The sequence below is a fragment of the Nitrospirota bacterium genome (assembly GCA_016219645.1).
Lineage (GTDB): Bacteria > Nitrospirota > Nitrospiria > Nitrospirales > Nitrospiraceae > Palsa-1315.
Window position 1 is genome coordinate 81734 of sequence record JACRLR010000030.1, and the last position, 15310, is coordinate 97043.

Consider the following 15310-nt stretch of genomic DNA (forward strand, 5'->3'; position numbering starts at 1 on the left):
GTCGAACAGTTTCTTGTTTGCTCAACCTTAGCCTCAGCCTTAACCTTCCAATCACGCTGGCAGACTTTTTCAGCATCCTGCTAGGGATAGGCAGCGGGAGCGGTCAAGCCTGTGTCCTCAGGGAAACCGGCCATGAGGTTCATGGCTTGAATCGCCTGGCCTGCGGCGCCTTTCACAAGATTATCCAGAGCGGCCACAGTAATGACCGACTGTGATCGTGGGTCCAGGTAGACTCCGATGTCGCAATAGTTGGACGCTTTGATATAGCGGGGATTCGGCATAATGTCGTCCTGAACTCTCACGAAGCGCTCACCTTTGTAATAAGTTCGATAGAGATCTCGCAATTCTGACAGGGCCGTCGGACGCTTCAATCGGCAGTAGGCGGTGCTCAAGATGCCGCGGTTCATCGGGACAAGGTGCGGAGTGAATGTCACGATCGGTGGTGCGGCATCTGTCTCGGAGGGTTGAGACACGCGTCGGAGCAACCCGGCAAGTTCTTGTTCGATCTCAGGGGTATGGCGATGTTGCCCCACCTTGTAGGCCTCTAAGGATTCATGGGCTTCCGGGAAATGATAGGGAAGAGCCGGGCTGCGTCCGGCGCCGGAGATGCCTGATTTTGCATCGATGACGATGTTGCCCTGCGAGTCTACCAAGTTATGGGCGAATAGAGGCGCTAATTGCAGGACAGCTGCGGTGGGATAGCAGCCGGGTGACGCGACCAATCTGGCCTTTGCGATGGCGGTGCGATGCAATTCTGGGAGCCCGTAGACCGCATCTTTCAACAAGTCTGCATGGGTATGCGGCGTCTTGTACCACTGCTCATACAAGGCTGGATCCTTGAGCCGGTAATCGGCGCTGAGGTCCACGACCAGTTTGCCGGTTTGGATGCAAGCTGCGACCGGCGTCAAGGATTTGGTGTGGGGGAGGGCCAGGAAGACCGCGTCTGCCATCTCCGCCAAGGATTCCGGTGAGAGAGCTTGAAACGAAAGAGGCACGAGGCCGGCCAGACTAGGGAATACCGATGCCACAGGAACCCCTGCCGACTTTTCCGAAGTGACGGCGCAGAGTTCAAAATGAGGGTGGAGCGCTGCCAGGCGAACGAGTTCCGCTCCTGCATATCCGCTGGCCCCTGCGATTGCGACTCGTATGTTCTTCATCGATGTCACCTTGTCGCGCGCAAAAAAAAGGGAAGGCCTGGAGCCTTCCCTTTGTCCGATTGTGGCTCCGATGTCTAACGCTTTGAGTACTGGAAGCGCTTTCTAGCGCCCTTCTGTCCGTATTTTTTCCGCTCCTTGACTCGCGAGTCGCGTGTCAGCAGGCCTTCTTTTTTCAGGGGTGTGCGAAGCGGCTGGTTGAGCTCCACCAACGCGCGCGCAATGGCATGACGCAGGGCGCCGGCTTGTCCGGTCGGTCCGCCTCCTTGTACTGTGGCCTTGATCGAGTATTGCCCGACGACGCCGCCGATTTCGAGCGGGAACTGGATGATCTGCCGCAAGGTCAACCGTGGGAATGCTTTCTCGATCGGCTGATCGTTGATGGTAATTTCGCCCGCCCTCCCAGTGACCCAGGCTCTGGCAATCGCGCACTTTCGTCGTCCGGTTGCATATTGAGTCGCTACTGCCATGCTCCAATGTCTCCTTCTCTTGCTTGCGGTGATGATTACAGGGTAATCGGTTCCGGTCCTTGAGCCTGGTGGGGATGAACAGGCCCGACATAGACGCGGAGTTTCTTTGCCATATGGTTTCCGAGTGGGTTTTTGGGAAGCATGCCTTCGATCGCTTTGGTCAAGAGTGCTGTCGGATCTTTTCGGAAGACATGCTGCGCGGTTGCGGTCTTCAGCCCACCGGGATATCCGCTGTGATGGCGATAGAGCTTTGTGGCCATTTTGTTGCCGGTCAAACGGATCTTCTCCGCATTCACGATGACGACATGATCGCCCATATCCACGTGGGGGGTGAAGGTCGGCCGGTGTTTGCCGCGCAATACTCCAGCGACGCGAGCGGCCAATCGTCCCAGCGTCTTTCCCTCTGCATCCACGAGGTACCACTTCTCCTGCACGTCCAGAGGCTTTTGCATATAGGTCAACATCGCTCTTTCCGCTCCTTCACGCTCGTGCGAATTAGGTTTCCTGCACTTCCGGTGTGCCGATAGGTTTCGAGTCGAGTTTAGCCAGCCAGGCGTCGAGATTTGTTGTGCTCCGCCGCTTCAACACATCCTGGGTGATGTAGATCGGGCAAGGTGCCCGAAGGGCCAACGAGATGGCGTCGCTGGGCCTGGCATCGATCGTCCGTTCGATGCCTTTGTTCGAGACATAGACCGTGGCGTAATAGGTGCTGCTCTTGACGTCTGTGATCACGACGCGTTGAAGCGTAATGTTCAAATGCTCGGCGAAGCTCTTGATCAAGTCATGGCTCATCGGCCGTGGCGTAATCATGGTATCGAGGGCCAATTTGATGGCGTGACCCTCTGCTGCGCCGACCCAAATCGGAAACGTATCGAGGGCGGCGTCCTGTCGTGCCAGGACGACAATTCTGGTATCGGTGTTCGCCTCCTCAAGAATGCGATCCACCCTGTATTCGACCAGGTCCTGCTCTTTGGGTATATCGATAATGCTCATAGGCCCTGCGTCTGGCCGGATCAGGAGTCCAGCTTGCCAAAATCTTCCGGTTTGAGATTCTCTAGCCACTGCTGGAGTTCATCGGAGCTCTGTTTGGTGATGACCGAATCGTTCGCAAAAATTGGGGCGTTGCTTCGAAGCGCAATCGCAAGCGCGTCACTGGGTCTGGCATCGACCGTGTATTCTGAATCTTCGTACATCAAATGGATTTTGGCAAAATATGTGTGCTCAGACAGGTCTGTAATGACGACGCTGATCACTTTGGCGTCGTAGACATCGAGAAGCGACTTCATGAAGTCGTGCGTCATCGGCCGAGGCGGCGTGACGTTTTCCAATGCCATGCTGATCGCGCCTGCTTCTGACTTTCCAACCCAAATGGGAAGCATCTCTGAATGCTCCTCGTCGCGTAACACGACGATATACGCATTATTGGAAGGGTCGAACATGAGTCCCTTGACCTGCATCTGTGTAATCACAACAAACCTGCTCCCCTTCCTCAGCTCACTAGCGAGGAGATCTTGATCACCTTGGCAGATGGATCACGAGTGGGTCAATGTAGCACTTCAGAAATCTGCCTGTCAACGAAGCCTGTGAGATCGCTGGAGAAATTCATGGAAGGTTCTGGCGATCACCGGTCGAGTCAGGAGGCTCCACTCAGGGTCACAGCAATCGGCGCTTAGGCAGGTGGGCGATAGTTCTGATCGAGTTTTCCGGTATCTGCCTGTTCCCCGATTTTCAGGAAGGCCTTCATCTGCTTCTTGACGAGTTCTCTGCCGCTCTCTTCGCCCAAATTGACTTGATACTCGTTGATGACCATGACCCGCATGCCTTCCCATTTTTTCCAACAGGGCTTGCAAACCTTGGCTTTGATTTCAGTCTCAAGCTTTCCCATGAAGAGAGGGTCTGTGATGGTTTCCCCGGCTTGTCCGCACGTGACGCACTGGACTTCTGCCATGGTGAGAGTCCTTCCCAATAGGTATGAGGTGAGTATGAGCGACGAATTGTAACACTGTGATCTAGGTAAGGAAAGAGGGGTGTGGATTGACCGGGGCATGGCTTCGTGTTAAGAAGATTCGCCCATATGATGGATTGAACGGATATGCCCGGATGGCGGAACTGGCAGACGCGCCGGACTCAAAATCCGGTTCTCGCAAGAGAGTGGGAGTTCGACCCTCCCTCTGGGCACCATCGGTTCAGACAGTGCCGACGAGCGATGTGGGATTTTCACAAGTCGAGCGTTCGGATCCTGCGCGAACAAATTCAAAAAACGTTGGCATTTTCCCCGGTTGACATGTTCGAGAGCGTCGCCTATAGTTCCGTTGTTATACGAAGAAGAAGCGTCGAATTCACGATGTTGGTTCCAACTTCATTGTCGGGCATTTCAGGTTCATGTTGATAAATCTCACCGAGGAGGCAGCACATGCGTAACGTGTTGGCGCTGGGAGCGGCAATTCTTTTTGTCGGTTCCGTGAGTGTGGCAACAGGCCAGGAACGGTTGCAGACGAACCAATCCGGATTGGGGGTAGGAGAAGGAGTTGGTGATGTGTCGGGGTCGAGTACGCGTGTGACCACCTTCGATCGTTCCAATTTCTTGGAGCGTTTGTCGCAGCCGGAGACAGTCTATGGCCGGGTGTTTGCGATTGACCTGGCCCAAAATAGGCTCATGGTTGAAACGGGTGGAGCGGGCAAGGTATTCGACGAAGGGCAGGAAGGCAAGTCAGGGTATGGCGCGCGTACCGTCGTGACCCTGTACCTCACGGATCGTTCGAACATTCAAGCGATCAAGCAGCTCAATGTCGGCGACGATGTCACGATCCAAGTGGTGGAAGAAACGACGGCCCATCAACCTTATGGTACGGGAAAGAAGTTTGTGATTGAGACATCTGTGACCCATGTAGATGCCACCAAGCAAGGGTTCGGAGGACTGGGACAGCGTCCGGATCCTGAGAGTGAACGGGCGATTGCGACGAGTCGTGGTGGAATCACCGGCGGTATCGCTGGCTCCGTTCTTCCAGGGAAAATCGATTCCGGTATCACGAGCACGATTGGTGAGTTTACCGGTTCTGCCCCCTGCTGGCAATGTGAGCCCCAACCGGGCTGGAGCAATGGAGCGAGCAGCACAAAGTCAGACTATGGTACGGACTACAACAAGCCAAACTTGGTCAAGGGCCAGAACTAAGTCGGGACACATGCAGTGAGAGTGTGAGGAAGGGGCAGCGAGGCGCTGCCCCTTCTTTTTTGCGCTCCCTATCCCGTTACTCGATACTGCACTTTGAGATCAGTGCTTCTGGATGATGGAGATCCAAGACGAAACGTCCTGCGCAGCATGAGTAATGGGGGACACACAGTGGTTTCGCAAGATCGCGTCGAAGGGTTTTAACGAGTTCTTATCCGTCGCTGTGAGGGGGAGTCGGCAGCGACTTATGGGCTCAAGTTGTTCCCGGGCTTTCTCATCCGATACCCTTCAATGACGACAGTGATTGAAGAGTCCATCGCCACTGACCCGATCTGACTGAGCAGTTCATCCGGCTTCCCGCGAAAGAGCGTCTCCTGACCAGTTGTGAGATTCATCGCAACGACGGTTCGCCTCCTTGGGAGTACCTGCGTGAGACATTTCAGTAACCCTGTGAGCGCTCTTGGCCTGACATAGAACACGAGAGTTTTTCGTTCTTTACGAAATTGAGAGAGATACTGCAGGAGGCGATGGTTGGTTGAGGGAAGACGGCCTTCGAAGATGATCGCATCACCGGAAAATCCTGAAATTGCTGTTGCTGCCGTCAATGCGGAGGGGCCGGGGATGGTGATCACGGGGATCCTGGCTTGAGAGGCGGCAGCCACAAACAGATAGCCCGGGTCGTAGATGATAGGGGTGCCGTTATCTGAGACAAGAGCGACATCTTGTCCCTCCATGAGTCGATGCAGAAGCAGCAGCATTTTCTCATGGCGATCGTGCGGCCCGTAGCGTGTGACCGTTGCAGTGATTCCATGATGAGCCAGCAGCGCCTGAGTTGCGCGAGGATCTTCTGACGCGACAATCATGACAAGGCGTAGTATGGCCAGGGCTCGAAGGGTGATGTCATCAGGGTGCCCAACCGGTGTGCTGACGACATAGAGGGTGCCACGAAGGCCCGGTGTAGCTGATCGGTCGACTCCTTCCCGTTCATTTGGTTGACTCCCATCTCGTGCCATCGATATAATTCCTTGTTTAATACCAGCTCGTTTGTCCTGAAAAGTCGAGGGGATGGATCTCTATGGCCGCAGTGCTTTTTATGGTGACGATGGTCCTCTATTTTGCGGCCGCTGTCTCCTTTCTCGCCTACGTCCTCCGGCCTTCTGAAACCCTGTCAAATATCTCACTGGGCATGACCGCGACCGGGTTTGCCTCACACACCATTGCCTTGGGTGCCCGGATGAGCGGGGCGACCGAAGTTTCGTTACCGGGGTTCCAGGAAGCCCTGTCGTTTTTTTCTTGGGTGCTGATTCTGGTCTTTCTCGTCGTGGAGTTTCGCCACCGGCTGCACGTACTTGGTTCATTCATCCTTCCTCTGGCACTGGTCTCACTGGTCTCTGCCGCAGCGTTGCCGGAAACCGCTCCGGCGCTTACGCCGGTATTCCGAACCTTGTGGGTCCATGTGACCCTGAGTATGCTCGGCACGGTGGGGTTTGCCATCGCCTTTGTGGCCGGTCTCATGTATCTGATTCAGGATGGACTTCTCAAGTCCAAACGGTTCAATGTCCTCTACTCAAAGTTGCCGGCCTTGGACTTTCTCGACCATCTGAATCAGCAGTCGATCGTGACAGGGTTTCCACTGCTCACGCTCGGCATCATTACCGGTGCCCTTTCAGCCGAGTTCTCCCGTGGGTCATATCTGAACTGGAATCCCGAGCAAACAGGAGCCTTGGTGACATGGGTATTCTACTTTGGGGTACTGATGGGGCGGCTCACGGTGGGCTGGAGAGCCAAACGTGCGGCATATCTTACGATTATCGGATTTGCCGGTGTGATTTTGACCCTGATCGGCGTGGTTCTCAAGAGCCACGGACCGGTGTCGTAATATGCATATTGTCGTCGTTGGATTAAGCCACAAGACCGCCCCGGTCGAAATCCGCGAGAAACTTGCGGTCCCCGAGAGCCGGATGGGCGAAGCCCTGACCAGGCTCTGCTCATACCAGGGGGTGCGGGAAGGGATGTTATTGTCGACGTGCAATCGCGTCGAGGTCTATGCCGTCGTCGATGAGATCGAATCAGGGTATGGAGGAATCCAGGACTTCTTGGCAGACGCCCACCTTTCGTTGTCCTCCGAGCAATTGACCCCCCACATTTACTGGCATCAAGGGGATCGAGCGATCAGCCACTTGTTCCGTGTTGCCTCCAGTCTCGATTCCATGATTGTCGGCGAGTCGCAGATCCTGGGCCAGATCAAGGATGCCTTCGAGGTTGCGCTCACACACAAGACGACCGGCATCATTCTGAACAAGGTCATGAAGAAAGCGATCTCTGTCGCCAAACGAGTGCGGACGGAAACCAGGATTGCCGAGATGGCTGTCTCGGTCAGCTATGCTGCGGTTGAATTAGCCAAAAAGATCTTCTCGGACTTAAGTGAGAAGACGGTGTTGTTGGTCGGGGCGGGAGAGATGGCCAAGCTGGCGGCCAGGCATTTCATTGCCAGCGGTGTCCGGCATGTACGGGTGACGACCAGGAATCCGCAGCATGCAGTGGAATTGGCAAACCGCTTTGGCGGCACTCCGGTCGCTTTTGAAGAGTTTCGGGAGGACATGGCCTCTGCCGATATCGTCTTGGTATCGACCGGCGCCGCTCATTACCTCGTAGGCGAAGATGACGTCCAGCGTTCGATCAGGCAACGGATGAATCGTCCGATGTTCTTAATCGATATTTCGGTCCCGCGCAATATCGATCCAGCGGTACGGCATGTCGATAATGCTTTCCTCTTCGACATCGACGATTTGAAAACCAGGGTTGAGCACAACCGTGGGGAGCGTCTCAACGAAGCTGAGAAAGCCGAGCGGATGGTGCTGGATGAAGTCGGGATTGTGCGGCAATGGCTCCAGTCTCTGGAGGTCACTCCCACTATCGTCGCGCTCCGTTCACGGGCTGACGATATCAAGCGGGTTGAACTCGACAAAGCCTTGGCTCGTTTGGCGAATCTGTCTGCCCAAGAACGTGAAATGGTCGAAGCGTTGGCGTCGTCCATCGTGAATAAGCTCATTCATAACACGATGGTGACTCTCAAAGCTGAGGTGAATTCCTCCGAGGGGGCTGCCTTCGTCGAGGCCGCGAGACGTTTTTTCAGTCTCAGCGACCCTGCGCTCCCTGATGTGAATCAGCGTGTGTCATCTGAGTCTGAGGCTTGCCATACATCTCAGGCAGACATACAGGGTATTGAAGAGGCAACTCCCAGAACTGCTTCGAAGATGCCCGATCAATGATGGCGCCATGACAGTTTGGAGAAGCTCATAACCCAGCGAATGGTTCCCGACGTGTCATCTCCCGTGTCATCGCGTCAATCCGCAAAAGGAAGCTATGCTAACAGTCGGTGGTGAACGATCAACCGTCGTGCTCGGAACTCGCGGAAGCAAACTGGCGGTGCAGCAAAGCGAGTGGGTGCAGGGGCAGTTACAGACACTGGCTCCGCATGTGACGGTGACATTGCGGAAGATCCAAACATCGGGAGACAAGATTCTCGATGTCCCGCTGGCTCAGATTGGCGGGAAGGGGCTGTTCGTCAAGGAGATCGAGGAAGCTCTCTTAAGCGGCGAGATCGATCTGGCGGTGCATAGCATGAAAGATGTGCCGACGGAATTGCCGGAGGGATTAGCCATTCTCTGTGTGCCGCCACGAGAGGATCCCCGCGATGCTCTGATCAGTCGTGACGGGCAGTCGTTCAAGGATCTCCCCCACGCTGCTCGGATCGGGACCAGCAGCCTGCGTCGCCAATCACAGCTTTTGCATGCCAGGACCGACTTCACGATTGCGATGTTGCGCGGAAACTTGGATACCCGTCTCAAAAAATTACGGGCTGGACAGTTCGATGCCATCGTGCTTGCGGCGGCTGGTTTGCGCCGCTTGGCTTGGGCGCATGAAATTACGGAGTATCTTGCTCCGGAGATCAGTCTACCAGCCATTGGCCAGGGGGCCTTGGGGATTGAGGGGCGGCGGGACGATCTCTTTATCCATTCGATATTGAGTGGCCTGGACCATGCGCCGAGTAAGATTGCCGTTCTTGCCGAACGTGCATTGCTCCATCGGCTCGAAGGAGGCTGTCAGGTTCCGATCGCCGCCCATGCGACTGTGGTTGGAACCGGGGTAACACTGGAAGGATTGGTAGCCAGCGTGGATGGAAAAGAGCTCATTCGCGATACCGCTGAAGGAACCATTGAGGATCCGGAGTCCATCGGCATCCAACTTGCTGAACGATTGCTCGCACGTGGTGGCGATAGGATTCTGCAAGCGATCTACGGGGCTCCATGACCAAACAGAAGAAGGGGAAGGTCTTCTTAGTTGGAGCGGGGCCAGGGGATCCTGGACTGCTCACGCTGAGAGGGAAGGAATGTTTGGAACAGGCCGATGTCGTCCTCTATGATTATCTCGCCAATTCTGCGTTACTGGAGCATGCTCCGGCCACGGCACAGCGCGTCTATGTCGGTCGGCGGGGACGTGGACGGTATCAAGACCAGGCCAATATCAATCGGCTGCTCATTGCACGGGCCAAGGATGGGAACATCGTAGTCAGGCTCAAAGGAGGTGACCCCTTTGTCTTTGGACGCGGCGGGGAAGAGGCAGAAGCGGTGGCTGCTGCGGGGGTCGAATTCGAAATTGTGCCAGGTGTAACGGCAGCGGTTGCGGTTCCTGCCTATGCGGGTATTCCGGTGACCCACCGGACGTTAGCCTCCACGGTCACGTTTGTAGCCGGGCATGAGGATCCTACCAAGCCTGCGGCCTTGTTGGAATGGCCCAAATTAGCCAGTGCATCCGGGACGCTCGTGTTCATGATGGGCATGAAAAATCTTCCGTCGATCGTTGACCGATTACTGTCGGAGGGCCGGTCGCCGGACACACCGGTCGCGGCGATTCGTTGGGGAACCAGAGCCGGTCAACGGACCATCGTGGGGACATTGTGTGATATCGTTGAGCGAACTGAAGCGGCGCATCTAGAACCACCTACGGTGATCGTTGTGGGTAAGGTGGTGCAATTGCGAGGGCAGCTGAATTGGTTTGAAGCCAAGCCGCTCTTTGGGAAACGGATCGTCCTCACTCGCGCACAGGAACAGGCGCGCGAGTTTTCTCAGTTACTGGCGGCCTATGGTGCGGAGCCGGTTGAAGTTCCGACGATTCAGATCGTGCCCCCGGCCAGTTGGCAGCCAATCGATGATGCAGTCACTCGTCTGAACACCTACCAATGGCTCATTTTTACCAGCGTCAACGGGGTGAAGCCCTTCATGGAGCGTCTTCATGTGGCGAAGAAGGATGCACGGGCGTTAGCAAATCTTCGCCTCTGTGCGATTGGGCCACGGACTGCGCAGGAACTGGGAGCTTATGGGCTCACTCCCGATGTCGTTCCTTCCGAGTATCAGGCAGAGGGAGTGATTGCTTCATTAACCCATGTGGGAATACAAGGGAGCCATATTTTGATCCCGCGCGCCGAAGTGGCTCGAGAAATTTTGCCGGAACAGTTGCGCGCGCATGGGGCAACTGTCGATGTGATCCCCGTCTATCGCACGATCGCTCCGGCCGTGGATGTTGCATCCTTGACGCAACAGTTTCACGAAGGGCAGGTGGCGGTCGTCACATTCACGAGTTCCTCTACCGTCCGTAATTTTGTCGAGGTGTTCGGGGGGCGGGATGCGGTGAGGCCACTCGTCGCGCGGGTGGTCATTGCTTGCATCGGACCTATTACGGCACGTACGGCGGAGGAGTATGGGTTGACGGTGACAGTCATGCCGGCGACAAACACTGTGCCGGCGCTGACAGAAGCGATCGTGAGGCATTTCAAGCATGTGGCGTGAGTCGACGTTTCCATGTCTGGATTAGGTTGACGAAGGTATCGGGATAGTGGGGCGAATTACCAAAAGGAGGGCAGGACTATGGTTTCCGTCAAGTCGTTCATGGTTCCGAGAGAGAAGTTTGTTTCGGTCGAGCGGGACACCAGTGCTCAGATGGCTGCTCGTATTATGCGGGATCGTGGCATCGGCAGCCTGTTCGTGACGCATGGGAAGGAGATCATCGGTATTCTGACGGATACCGATATGGTCAGGCGGGTGGTTGCGGCTGGAGCTGATACCCAGAAGACAACGGTCGAACAGGTTATGTCGGCCCCGATCTTGACGATTGATGAAAATAAGACCCTGCTCGATGCCAACGATCTGATGGCCAAGACGCATATCCGCCATCTCGGCGTCACTCAGGACGGCAAGTTGGCGGGTATGATCTCTGTTCGTGACCTCGTGCTGTTCTTGACCAATCTTCCAAGGAAGTGATCCGATGAGCTTCCCAATCCAGCGGCTTAGGCGGCTGCGTCAGCACGAGGCATTCCGTCGCATGGTGCGGGAGACGCGTCTGGCCCCGTCTGACCTTATCTATCCCCTGTTCGTCGTCGAAGGGCAAAATCGGCGGGAGGAGATCACTTCGATGCCAGGCCAGTTCCGGCTCTCAGTCGATCTCTTGGTGAAGGAAGCCAGTGAGGTTTCCGTCTTGGGGATTGCCGCGATTATTCTGTTTGGGATTCCTGACCGGAAAGATGCTCGGGGGACCTCGGGGTTCGATCCGAATGGCATCGTGCAGCGGGCCGTCAAAGCAGTGAAGGGACAGGTCCCGGGGCTGATGGTCGTGACCGACGTCTGTATCGACGAATATACCGATCACGGCCATTGCGGCATCGTCAAGGATGGGCGCATTCTCAACGATGAAACGTTGGAGTGCCTCCGAGCGATGGCCAGGACCCATGCGCAGGCTGGGGCCGATATGGTGGCGCCGTCCGATATGATGGACGGGCGGGTGGCGGCGATCAGGGCCGAACTGGATCAGGCTGGATTTCCAGAGTTGCCGATCATGGCCTATGCCGCAAAATTCGCCTCATGCTTTTATGCGCCGTTTCGGGACGCGGCATTTTCAAGCCCACAATTTGGGGATCGGCAGTCGTATCAAATGGATCCGGCCAATCGTCGGGAAGCGCTTCGAGAGATCGCCCTTGATGTCGAAGAAGGGGCTGACGTTATAATGGTGAAACCGGCATTGCCTTACCTGGATATCATCGCTGCGGCCAGGGCCCAGATGTTGTTGCCCGTGGCGGCTTATCAAGTGAGCGGAGAGTACAGCATGATCAAGGCTGCCGCTAACGCCGGCTGGCTCGACGAATCGCGGGCGATGATGGAATCGTTGCTTTCGATCAAGCGGGCCGGCGCAGATCTTATTCTGACCTACTTTGCCAAAGACGCAGCGCGTCTCCTCCGCTGACGGCCATGTTGAAAGTGACGCGTGGGCTTTCCGACAACCGTCCACGTGCGTATCCGGTCGCCACGATCGGCAATTTCGATGGCCACCACTTGGGCCATCGGGCGTTGCTGCAGACGGTGGTTGAGACGGCTCGGAAGGCGCGGGGAACGTCGCTCGTGCTGACGTTCGATCCTCATCCGGTAAAAATCCTCGCACCCCATATCGATCTTCGCTTTCTCACCAGCCCCGAGGAAAAACTTGCACACCTCGAAGCCGCGGGAATCGACGAAGTGGTGTTCCTCGATTTCACTCCAGCCTTTGCGGCCATGAGCCCGACGCAGTTTGCGGAAGAGATTCTGCATCGCTCTCTTACCCTGTCGGAGTTGTTCGTGGGCAACCATTTCGCGTTCGGGAAGGGGCGCACAGGGCGTATCGATGACCTGGTGCGTCTTGGAGAGCAGTTCGCCTTTCGCGTACATCCCGTGACCCCTGTGGTGATTGAGGGAGACGTGGTGAGTTCGAGTAGGATTCGCCGTCTTATCCAGGCCGGGAATATGGAACAGGCTTCCATGTTGCTTGGACGCACTTATGGGATTCGAGGCATCGTAGTACGTGGGATGCAGCAGGGGCGGACGATGGGTTGGCCTACGGCCAATCTGCGGTTACCAGCGGACCGGGTCGTGCCGCCTGATGGAGTCTATGCGGCAAGGACTGTCCACGGTGCTCAAATCTATGACGCGATCGCCTATATTGGAACCAGGCCGACCTTTGGAGCGAGCGAACGGCTGATCGAGGTCAATCTGTTGGATCAGACCAGGGATCTGTATGGGCAGGAGATTTTCGTGCAGTTTGTGGGGCTGATACGGGGTGACTATATCTTTGCATCTGCCGATGAGCTGTCGAGGCAAATTGCCCAGGATGTGGAGCAGGCGCGTGTCAACCTACGGCGAATCGGCAGAGGGCTCAATAACCTTGGATGTTGAGGAAATGGTGCTGAAGCCTTCGTCCAGGACTGCCTCACAACCGGCGTTGTTGTCCCAGCTTGTTCGGACAGTGCGGCAGCAACAGTTGTTCCATTCCGGTCACCACATGCTCGTAGCGGTGTCTGGCGGGGCTGACTCGATTGCGTTGATATCTCTCCTTCATCGTCTGGCTGACCCATGGCGCCTCAAGCTCACGGTGGTTCATTGTAACTATGGACTCCGCGGAGCAGAGTCCAACGGCGATGAATCGTTTGTGAGTACCTTTTGCCTGGAACGACATCTGCCCCTTGTCATCCATCGCCCTAAGCTGGCCGAGCGACGGCAGAACTCATCGTTTCAAGCCGCTGCGCGCAAAGCCCGGTATGACTTCATGAGGCAATTGGCTCAGGAGGTAGGGGCGGACCGCATTGCGGTTGGCCATACCGCCAATGACCAGGCGGAAACGATACTCATGTGGATGTTGCGAGGGGCTGGCCTGGCCGGGTTGGCTGGGATGCCCTATGTCCGCGAAGAGAAAATCATTCGTCCGCTTCTGGCCTCCACCCGCGAGGAGGTATTGGAATACTTAGAGCATGAAGGGCTGGCCCATCGTCTGGACTCGAGTAATGAGAAGTCGCTCTATCACCGCAATCGGATCAGGAGGGAACTCCTTCCTGTCATTACGCAGCTGGCGCCGGCTGCTGTTCATGTGTTGCAGCGGCAGGCGGACTTGTTGCGTGAGGACGAACACTACCTAAAGACAGTCACAACCAAATTGATGCATGAACTTGTGAGCTATGGTCCAGAAGGCGTACAACGACTGAACCGTCAGGCTGTGATGGAGTTGCCGGTTGCCCTTCAGCGTCGTCTCGTTCGAGCGGTCTTGCGGACCTACGAAGAAGAGGGAAACGCCAGCACGGTTCGGGTGGTGGAGTCAGTGCGGCTCGCCCTCCTCAAGGGAAGAAGCGGAGCACAGCTTTCGCTGAAGCAGGTGCTGGTGAGCGTGGATCAGGGATCGGTGCAGTTTAGTCCGGCCACAGAGATGTACAAGAACGAACCTGGTTCAGAGCATAAGACGAGTGAATGCCTGGTTCTTTCAGTGCCGTCAACTGTGTATTGGGCTGGAACGAATCAGCAAATAGATGTACAACACATGACTCGCCGTGACGCGGAGCAGGGAGGGGCCACGCTGTCCGCGGAACGGGTCTTGTTCGATGCAGAGCGGTATTCGGAGCCGCTTCAGGTCCGTTCTTGGCGAGCCGGTGATCGATTTTTTCCTCAGGGAATGAAGGGGAAAAGTAAAAAACTGCAAGATTTTTTCACGGACAGGAAAATTGCTAGCCATAGGCGCCAGAATATTCCATTATTAGTGGCTCCTGAAGGAATTCTTTGGGTAGTGGGCATGAGGCAGGATGAGCGGTTCCTCGTCAGTCGTAACACGACCAGCTGTTTAGCTGTAGCGGTGAGCAAGAGGGTCTTAGCGAAGGAGTAGGGAAGTATGGAACGTATCTTCGGTCGGCCGATCGTGACGCAAGAGGAAATGCGTGCCAGGATACGTGAATTGGGCAAGCAGATTACGGCCGATTATACAGGGAAGGATTTCGTCTTGGTGGGGGTGCTGAAGGGGGCCTATGCCTTCTATGCCGATTTGGCCCGCGCAATCAGAATTCCCATGCGGGTGGATTTTCTTATGGTGACCAGTGATGGATCTCGATCAAAGAAGTCGGGCAAGGCAAAAAAGGTGACGGAGCTGACCGAAGACATCAAGGGGAAAGATGTGTTGCTGGTGGAGGACATCGTCGATTCCGGGCTGACGGCGCAGCACTTGGTCAAGACCTTGGCCCAAAAAAAGCCGCGGTCGATTAAAGTCTGTACGTTGCTGAGTAAACCGGATGGGCGGACCGTCGATCTTGTCATCGACTATGTGGGATTCAAGATTCCGAACAAGTATGTGGTCGGGTATGGACTAGACTACCAACAAAAGTACCGGAACCTGCCCTACCTGGCGGTATTGGATGTGGAGGAAGAGCAAGAGTAGGGCTTGGTCGTCGAGGTTCAGGCACACGGTTGTTAGTTCGAATGCGCCTGTGGTAATATCAGGCACGGTTAAGGGGTGCTGATTCTGCCAGTGCCATCCACAAGGAGATCTGGATGAATTCCAGGACGAAGAATATACTTTTCTGGGTCGTCGTCGGCCTCTTCATGATTTTGTTATTTAACCTGTTCAGTGTGCCGCATCATGAGCCTGAAGAAGAAGTGATTTTCAGTGAGTTTATGTCG

Annotated in this window: 18 protein-coding genes and 1 tRNA gene; 12 read left to right on the plus strand and 7 right to left on the minus strand. The window is 55.7% G+C overall.

Going from position 1 to position 15310, the window contains the following annotated elements; all coding sequences use genetic code 11:
- Positions 1 to 80 precede the first annotated feature (80 nt).
- From HZB34_12050 to HZB34_12075, 6 genes are all read right to left on the minus strand, one after another.
- A complete protein-coding gene (locus HZB34_12050; GenBank protein ID MBI5316697.1) occupies positions 81 to 1157 on the minus strand; it encodes an N-acetyl-gamma-glutamyl-phosphate reductase in 1077 nt (358 codons plus the stop codon).
- Between the two features lie 74 nt (positions 1158 to 1231).
- The gene (gene rpsI / locus HZB34_12055; GenBank protein ID MBI5316698.1) at positions 1232 to 1624 is read right to left on the minus strand and encodes a 30S ribosomal protein S9; all 393 of its coding nucleotides are present in this window, start codon (positions 1622 to 1624) and stop codon (positions 1232 to 1234) included.
- Positions 1625 to 1659: 35 nt separating this feature from the next.
- Positions 1660 to 2088 (minus strand): 50S ribosomal protein L13, encoded by a 429-nt coding sequence (gene rplM, locus HZB34_12060; protein ID MBI5316699.1) that lies wholly within the window; start codon positions 2086 to 2088, stop codon positions 1660 to 1662.
- 31 nt (positions 2089 to 2119) lie between these two features.
- Entirely contained in the window at positions 2120 to 2617 is a 498-nt protein-coding gene (locus HZB34_12065; GenBank protein MBI5316700.1) for a bifunctional nuclease family protein, read from the minus strand.
- A 20-nt stretch (positions 2618 to 2637) separates the two neighbouring features.
- On the minus strand, positions 2638 to 3093 hold the full coding sequence (locus HZB34_12070; protein MBI5316701.1) for a bifunctional nuclease family protein: 456 nt from the start codon (positions 3091 to 3093) through the stop codon (positions 2638 to 2640).
- 200 nt (positions 3094 to 3293) lie between these two features.
- Positions 3294 to 3572, minus strand: coding sequence for a Fe(2+)-trafficking protein (locus HZB34_12075; protein ID MBI5316702.1), 279 nt, complete (start codon positions 3570 to 3572; stop codon positions 3294 to 3296).
- 146 nt (positions 3573 to 3718) lie between these two features.
- On the opposite strand from HZB34_12075, the gene HZB34_12080 reads away from it, so the two are divergent.
- Positions 3719 to 3805 (plus strand) — tRNA-Leu (locus HZB34_12080).
- Positions 3806 to 4037: 232 nt separating this feature from the next.
- Entirely contained in the window at positions 4038 to 4796 is a 759-nt protein-coding gene (locus tag HZB34_12085) for a hypothetical protein (GenBank protein MBI5316703.1), read from the plus strand.
- Positions 4797 to 5038: 242 nt separating this feature from the next.
- Here the strand turns inward: HZB34_12085 and HZB34_12090 are convergent, their stop codons facing one another.
- On the minus strand, positions 5039 to 5806 hold the full coding sequence (locus HZB34_12090) for a 16S rRNA (cytidine(1402)-2'-O)-methyltransferase (protein ID MBI5316704.1): 768 nt from the start codon (positions 5804 to 5806) through the stop codon (positions 5039 to 5041).
- Positions 5807 to 5868: 62 nt separating this feature from the next.
- On the opposite strand from HZB34_12090, the gene ccsA reads away from it, so the two are divergent.
- From ccsA to HZB34_12140, 10 genes are all read left to right on the plus strand, one after another.
- The gene (gene ccsA / locus HZB34_12095) at positions 5869 to 6672 is read left to right on the plus strand and encodes a cytochrome c biogenesis protein CcsA (GenBank protein MBI5316705.1); all 804 of its coding nucleotides are present in this window, start codon (positions 5869 to 5871) and stop codon (positions 6670 to 6672) included.
- A gap of 1 nt (position 6673) precedes the next feature.
- On the plus strand, positions 6674 to 8065 hold the full coding sequence (locus tag HZB34_12100) for a glutamyl-tRNA reductase (protein ID MBI5316706.1): 1392 nt from the start codon (positions 6674 to 6676) through the stop codon (positions 8063 to 8065).
- A gap of 94 nt (positions 8066 to 8159) precedes the next feature.
- Positions 8160 to 9107 carry a hydroxymethylbilane synthase gene (gene hemC, locus HZB34_12105; protein MBI5316707.1) on the plus strand — a complete coding sequence of 316 codons (948 nt, stop codon included), beginning with the start codon at positions 8160 to 8162 and terminating at the stop codon, positions 9105 to 9107.
- A complete protein-coding gene (cobA, locus tag HZB34_12110) occupies positions 9104 to 10642 on the plus strand; it encodes a uroporphyrinogen-III C-methyltransferase (GenBank protein MBI5316708.1) in 1539 nt (512 codons plus the stop codon). Before hemC ends, cobA begins: the two co-directional genes overlap by 4 nt.
- A gap of 78 nt (positions 10643 to 10720) precedes the next feature.
- Complete coding sequence (locus tag HZB34_12115) at positions 10721 to 11113, plus strand: CBS domain-containing protein (GenBank protein ID MBI5316709.1); 393 nt, start codon at positions 10721 to 10723, stop codon at positions 11111 to 11113.
- Between the two features lie 4 nt (positions 11114 to 11117).
- Entirely contained in the window at positions 11118 to 12089 is a 972-nt protein-coding gene (hemB, locus tag HZB34_12120; GenBank protein ID MBI5316710.1) for a porphobilinogen synthase, read from the plus strand.
- A 5-nt stretch (positions 12090 to 12094) separates the two neighbouring features.
- Complete coding sequence (locus HZB34_12125) at positions 12095 to 13051, plus strand: bifunctional riboflavin kinase/FAD synthetase (protein MBI5316711.1); 957 nt, start codon at positions 12095 to 12097, stop codon at positions 13049 to 13051.
- On the plus strand, positions 13002 to 14522 hold the full coding sequence (gene tilS, locus HZB34_12130; protein MBI5316712.1) for a tRNA lysidine(34) synthetase TilS: 1521 nt from the start codon (positions 13002 to 13004) through the stop codon (positions 14520 to 14522). Before HZB34_12125 ends, tilS begins: the two co-directional genes overlap by 50 nt.
- A 6-nt stretch (positions 14523 to 14528) precedes the next feature.
- The gene (hpt, locus tag HZB34_12135) at positions 14529 to 15068 is read left to right on the plus strand and encodes a hypoxanthine phosphoribosyltransferase (GenBank protein MBI5316713.1); all 540 of its coding nucleotides are present in this window, start codon (positions 14529 to 14531) and stop codon (positions 15066 to 15068) included.
- A 113-nt stretch (positions 15069 to 15181) separates the two neighbouring features.
- Positions 15182 to 15310 (plus strand): cell division protein FtsH (locus HZB34_12140; GenBank protein ID MBI5316714.1); only part of this gene is annotated, 129 nt, incomplete at its 3' end.

Coding starts and splice junctions, on each gene's coding strand:
- HZB34_12050 (MBI5316697.1), bottom strand. CDS start 1,157: ATGAAGAACATACGAGTCGCAATCGCAGGGGCCAGCGGATATGCAGGA.
- rpsI (MBI5316698.1), bottom strand. CDS start 1,624: ATGGCAGTAGCGACTCAATATGCAACCGGACGACGAAAGTGCGCGATT.
- rplM (MBI5316699.1), bottom strand. CDS start 2,088: ATGTTGACCTATATGCAAAAGCCTCTGGACGTGCAGGAGAAGTGGTAC.
- HZB34_12065 (MBI5316700.1), bottom strand. CDS start 2,617: ATGAGCATTATCGATATACCCAAAGAGCAGGACCTGGTCGAATACAGG.
- HZB34_12075 (MBI5316702.1), bottom strand. CDS start 3,572: ATGGCAGAAGTCCAGTGCGTCACGTGCGGACAAGCCGGGGAAACCATC.
- HZB34_12085 (MBI5316703.1), top strand. CDS start 4,038: ATGCGTAACGTGTTGGCGCTGGGAGCGGCAATTCTTTTTGTCGGTTCC.
- HZB34_12090 (MBI5316704.1), bottom strand. CDS start 5,806: ATGGCACGAGATGGGAGTCAACCAAATGAACGGGAAGGAGTCGACCGA.
- ccsA (MBI5316705.1), top strand. CDS start 5,869: ATGGCCGCAGTGCTTTTTATGGTGACGATGGTCCTCTATTTTGCGGCC.
- HZB34_12100 (MBI5316706.1), top strand. CDS start 6,674: ATGCATATTGTCGTCGTTGGATTAAGCCACAAGACCGCCCCGGTCGAA.
- hemC (MBI5316707.1), top strand. CDS start 8,160: ATGCTAACAGTCGGTGGTGAACGATCAACCGTCGTGCTCGGAACTCGC.
- cobA (MBI5316708.1), top strand. CDS start 9,104: ATGACCAAACAGAAGAAGGGGAAGGTCTTCTTAGTTGGAGCGGGGCCA.
- HZB34_12115 (MBI5316709.1), top strand. CDS start 10,721: ATGGTTTCCGTCAAGTCGTTCATGGTTCCGAGAGAGAAGTTTGTTTCG.
- hemB (MBI5316710.1), top strand. CDS start 11,118: ATGAGCTTCCCAATCCAGCGGCTTAGGCGGCTGCGTCAGCACGAGGCA.
- HZB34_12125 (MBI5316711.1), top strand. CDS start 12,095: ATGTTGAAAGTGACGCGTGGGCTTTCCGACAACCGTCCACGTGCGTAT.
- hpt (MBI5316713.1), top strand. CDS start 14,529: ATGGAACGTATCTTCGGTCGGCCGATCGTGACGCAAGAGGAAATGCGT.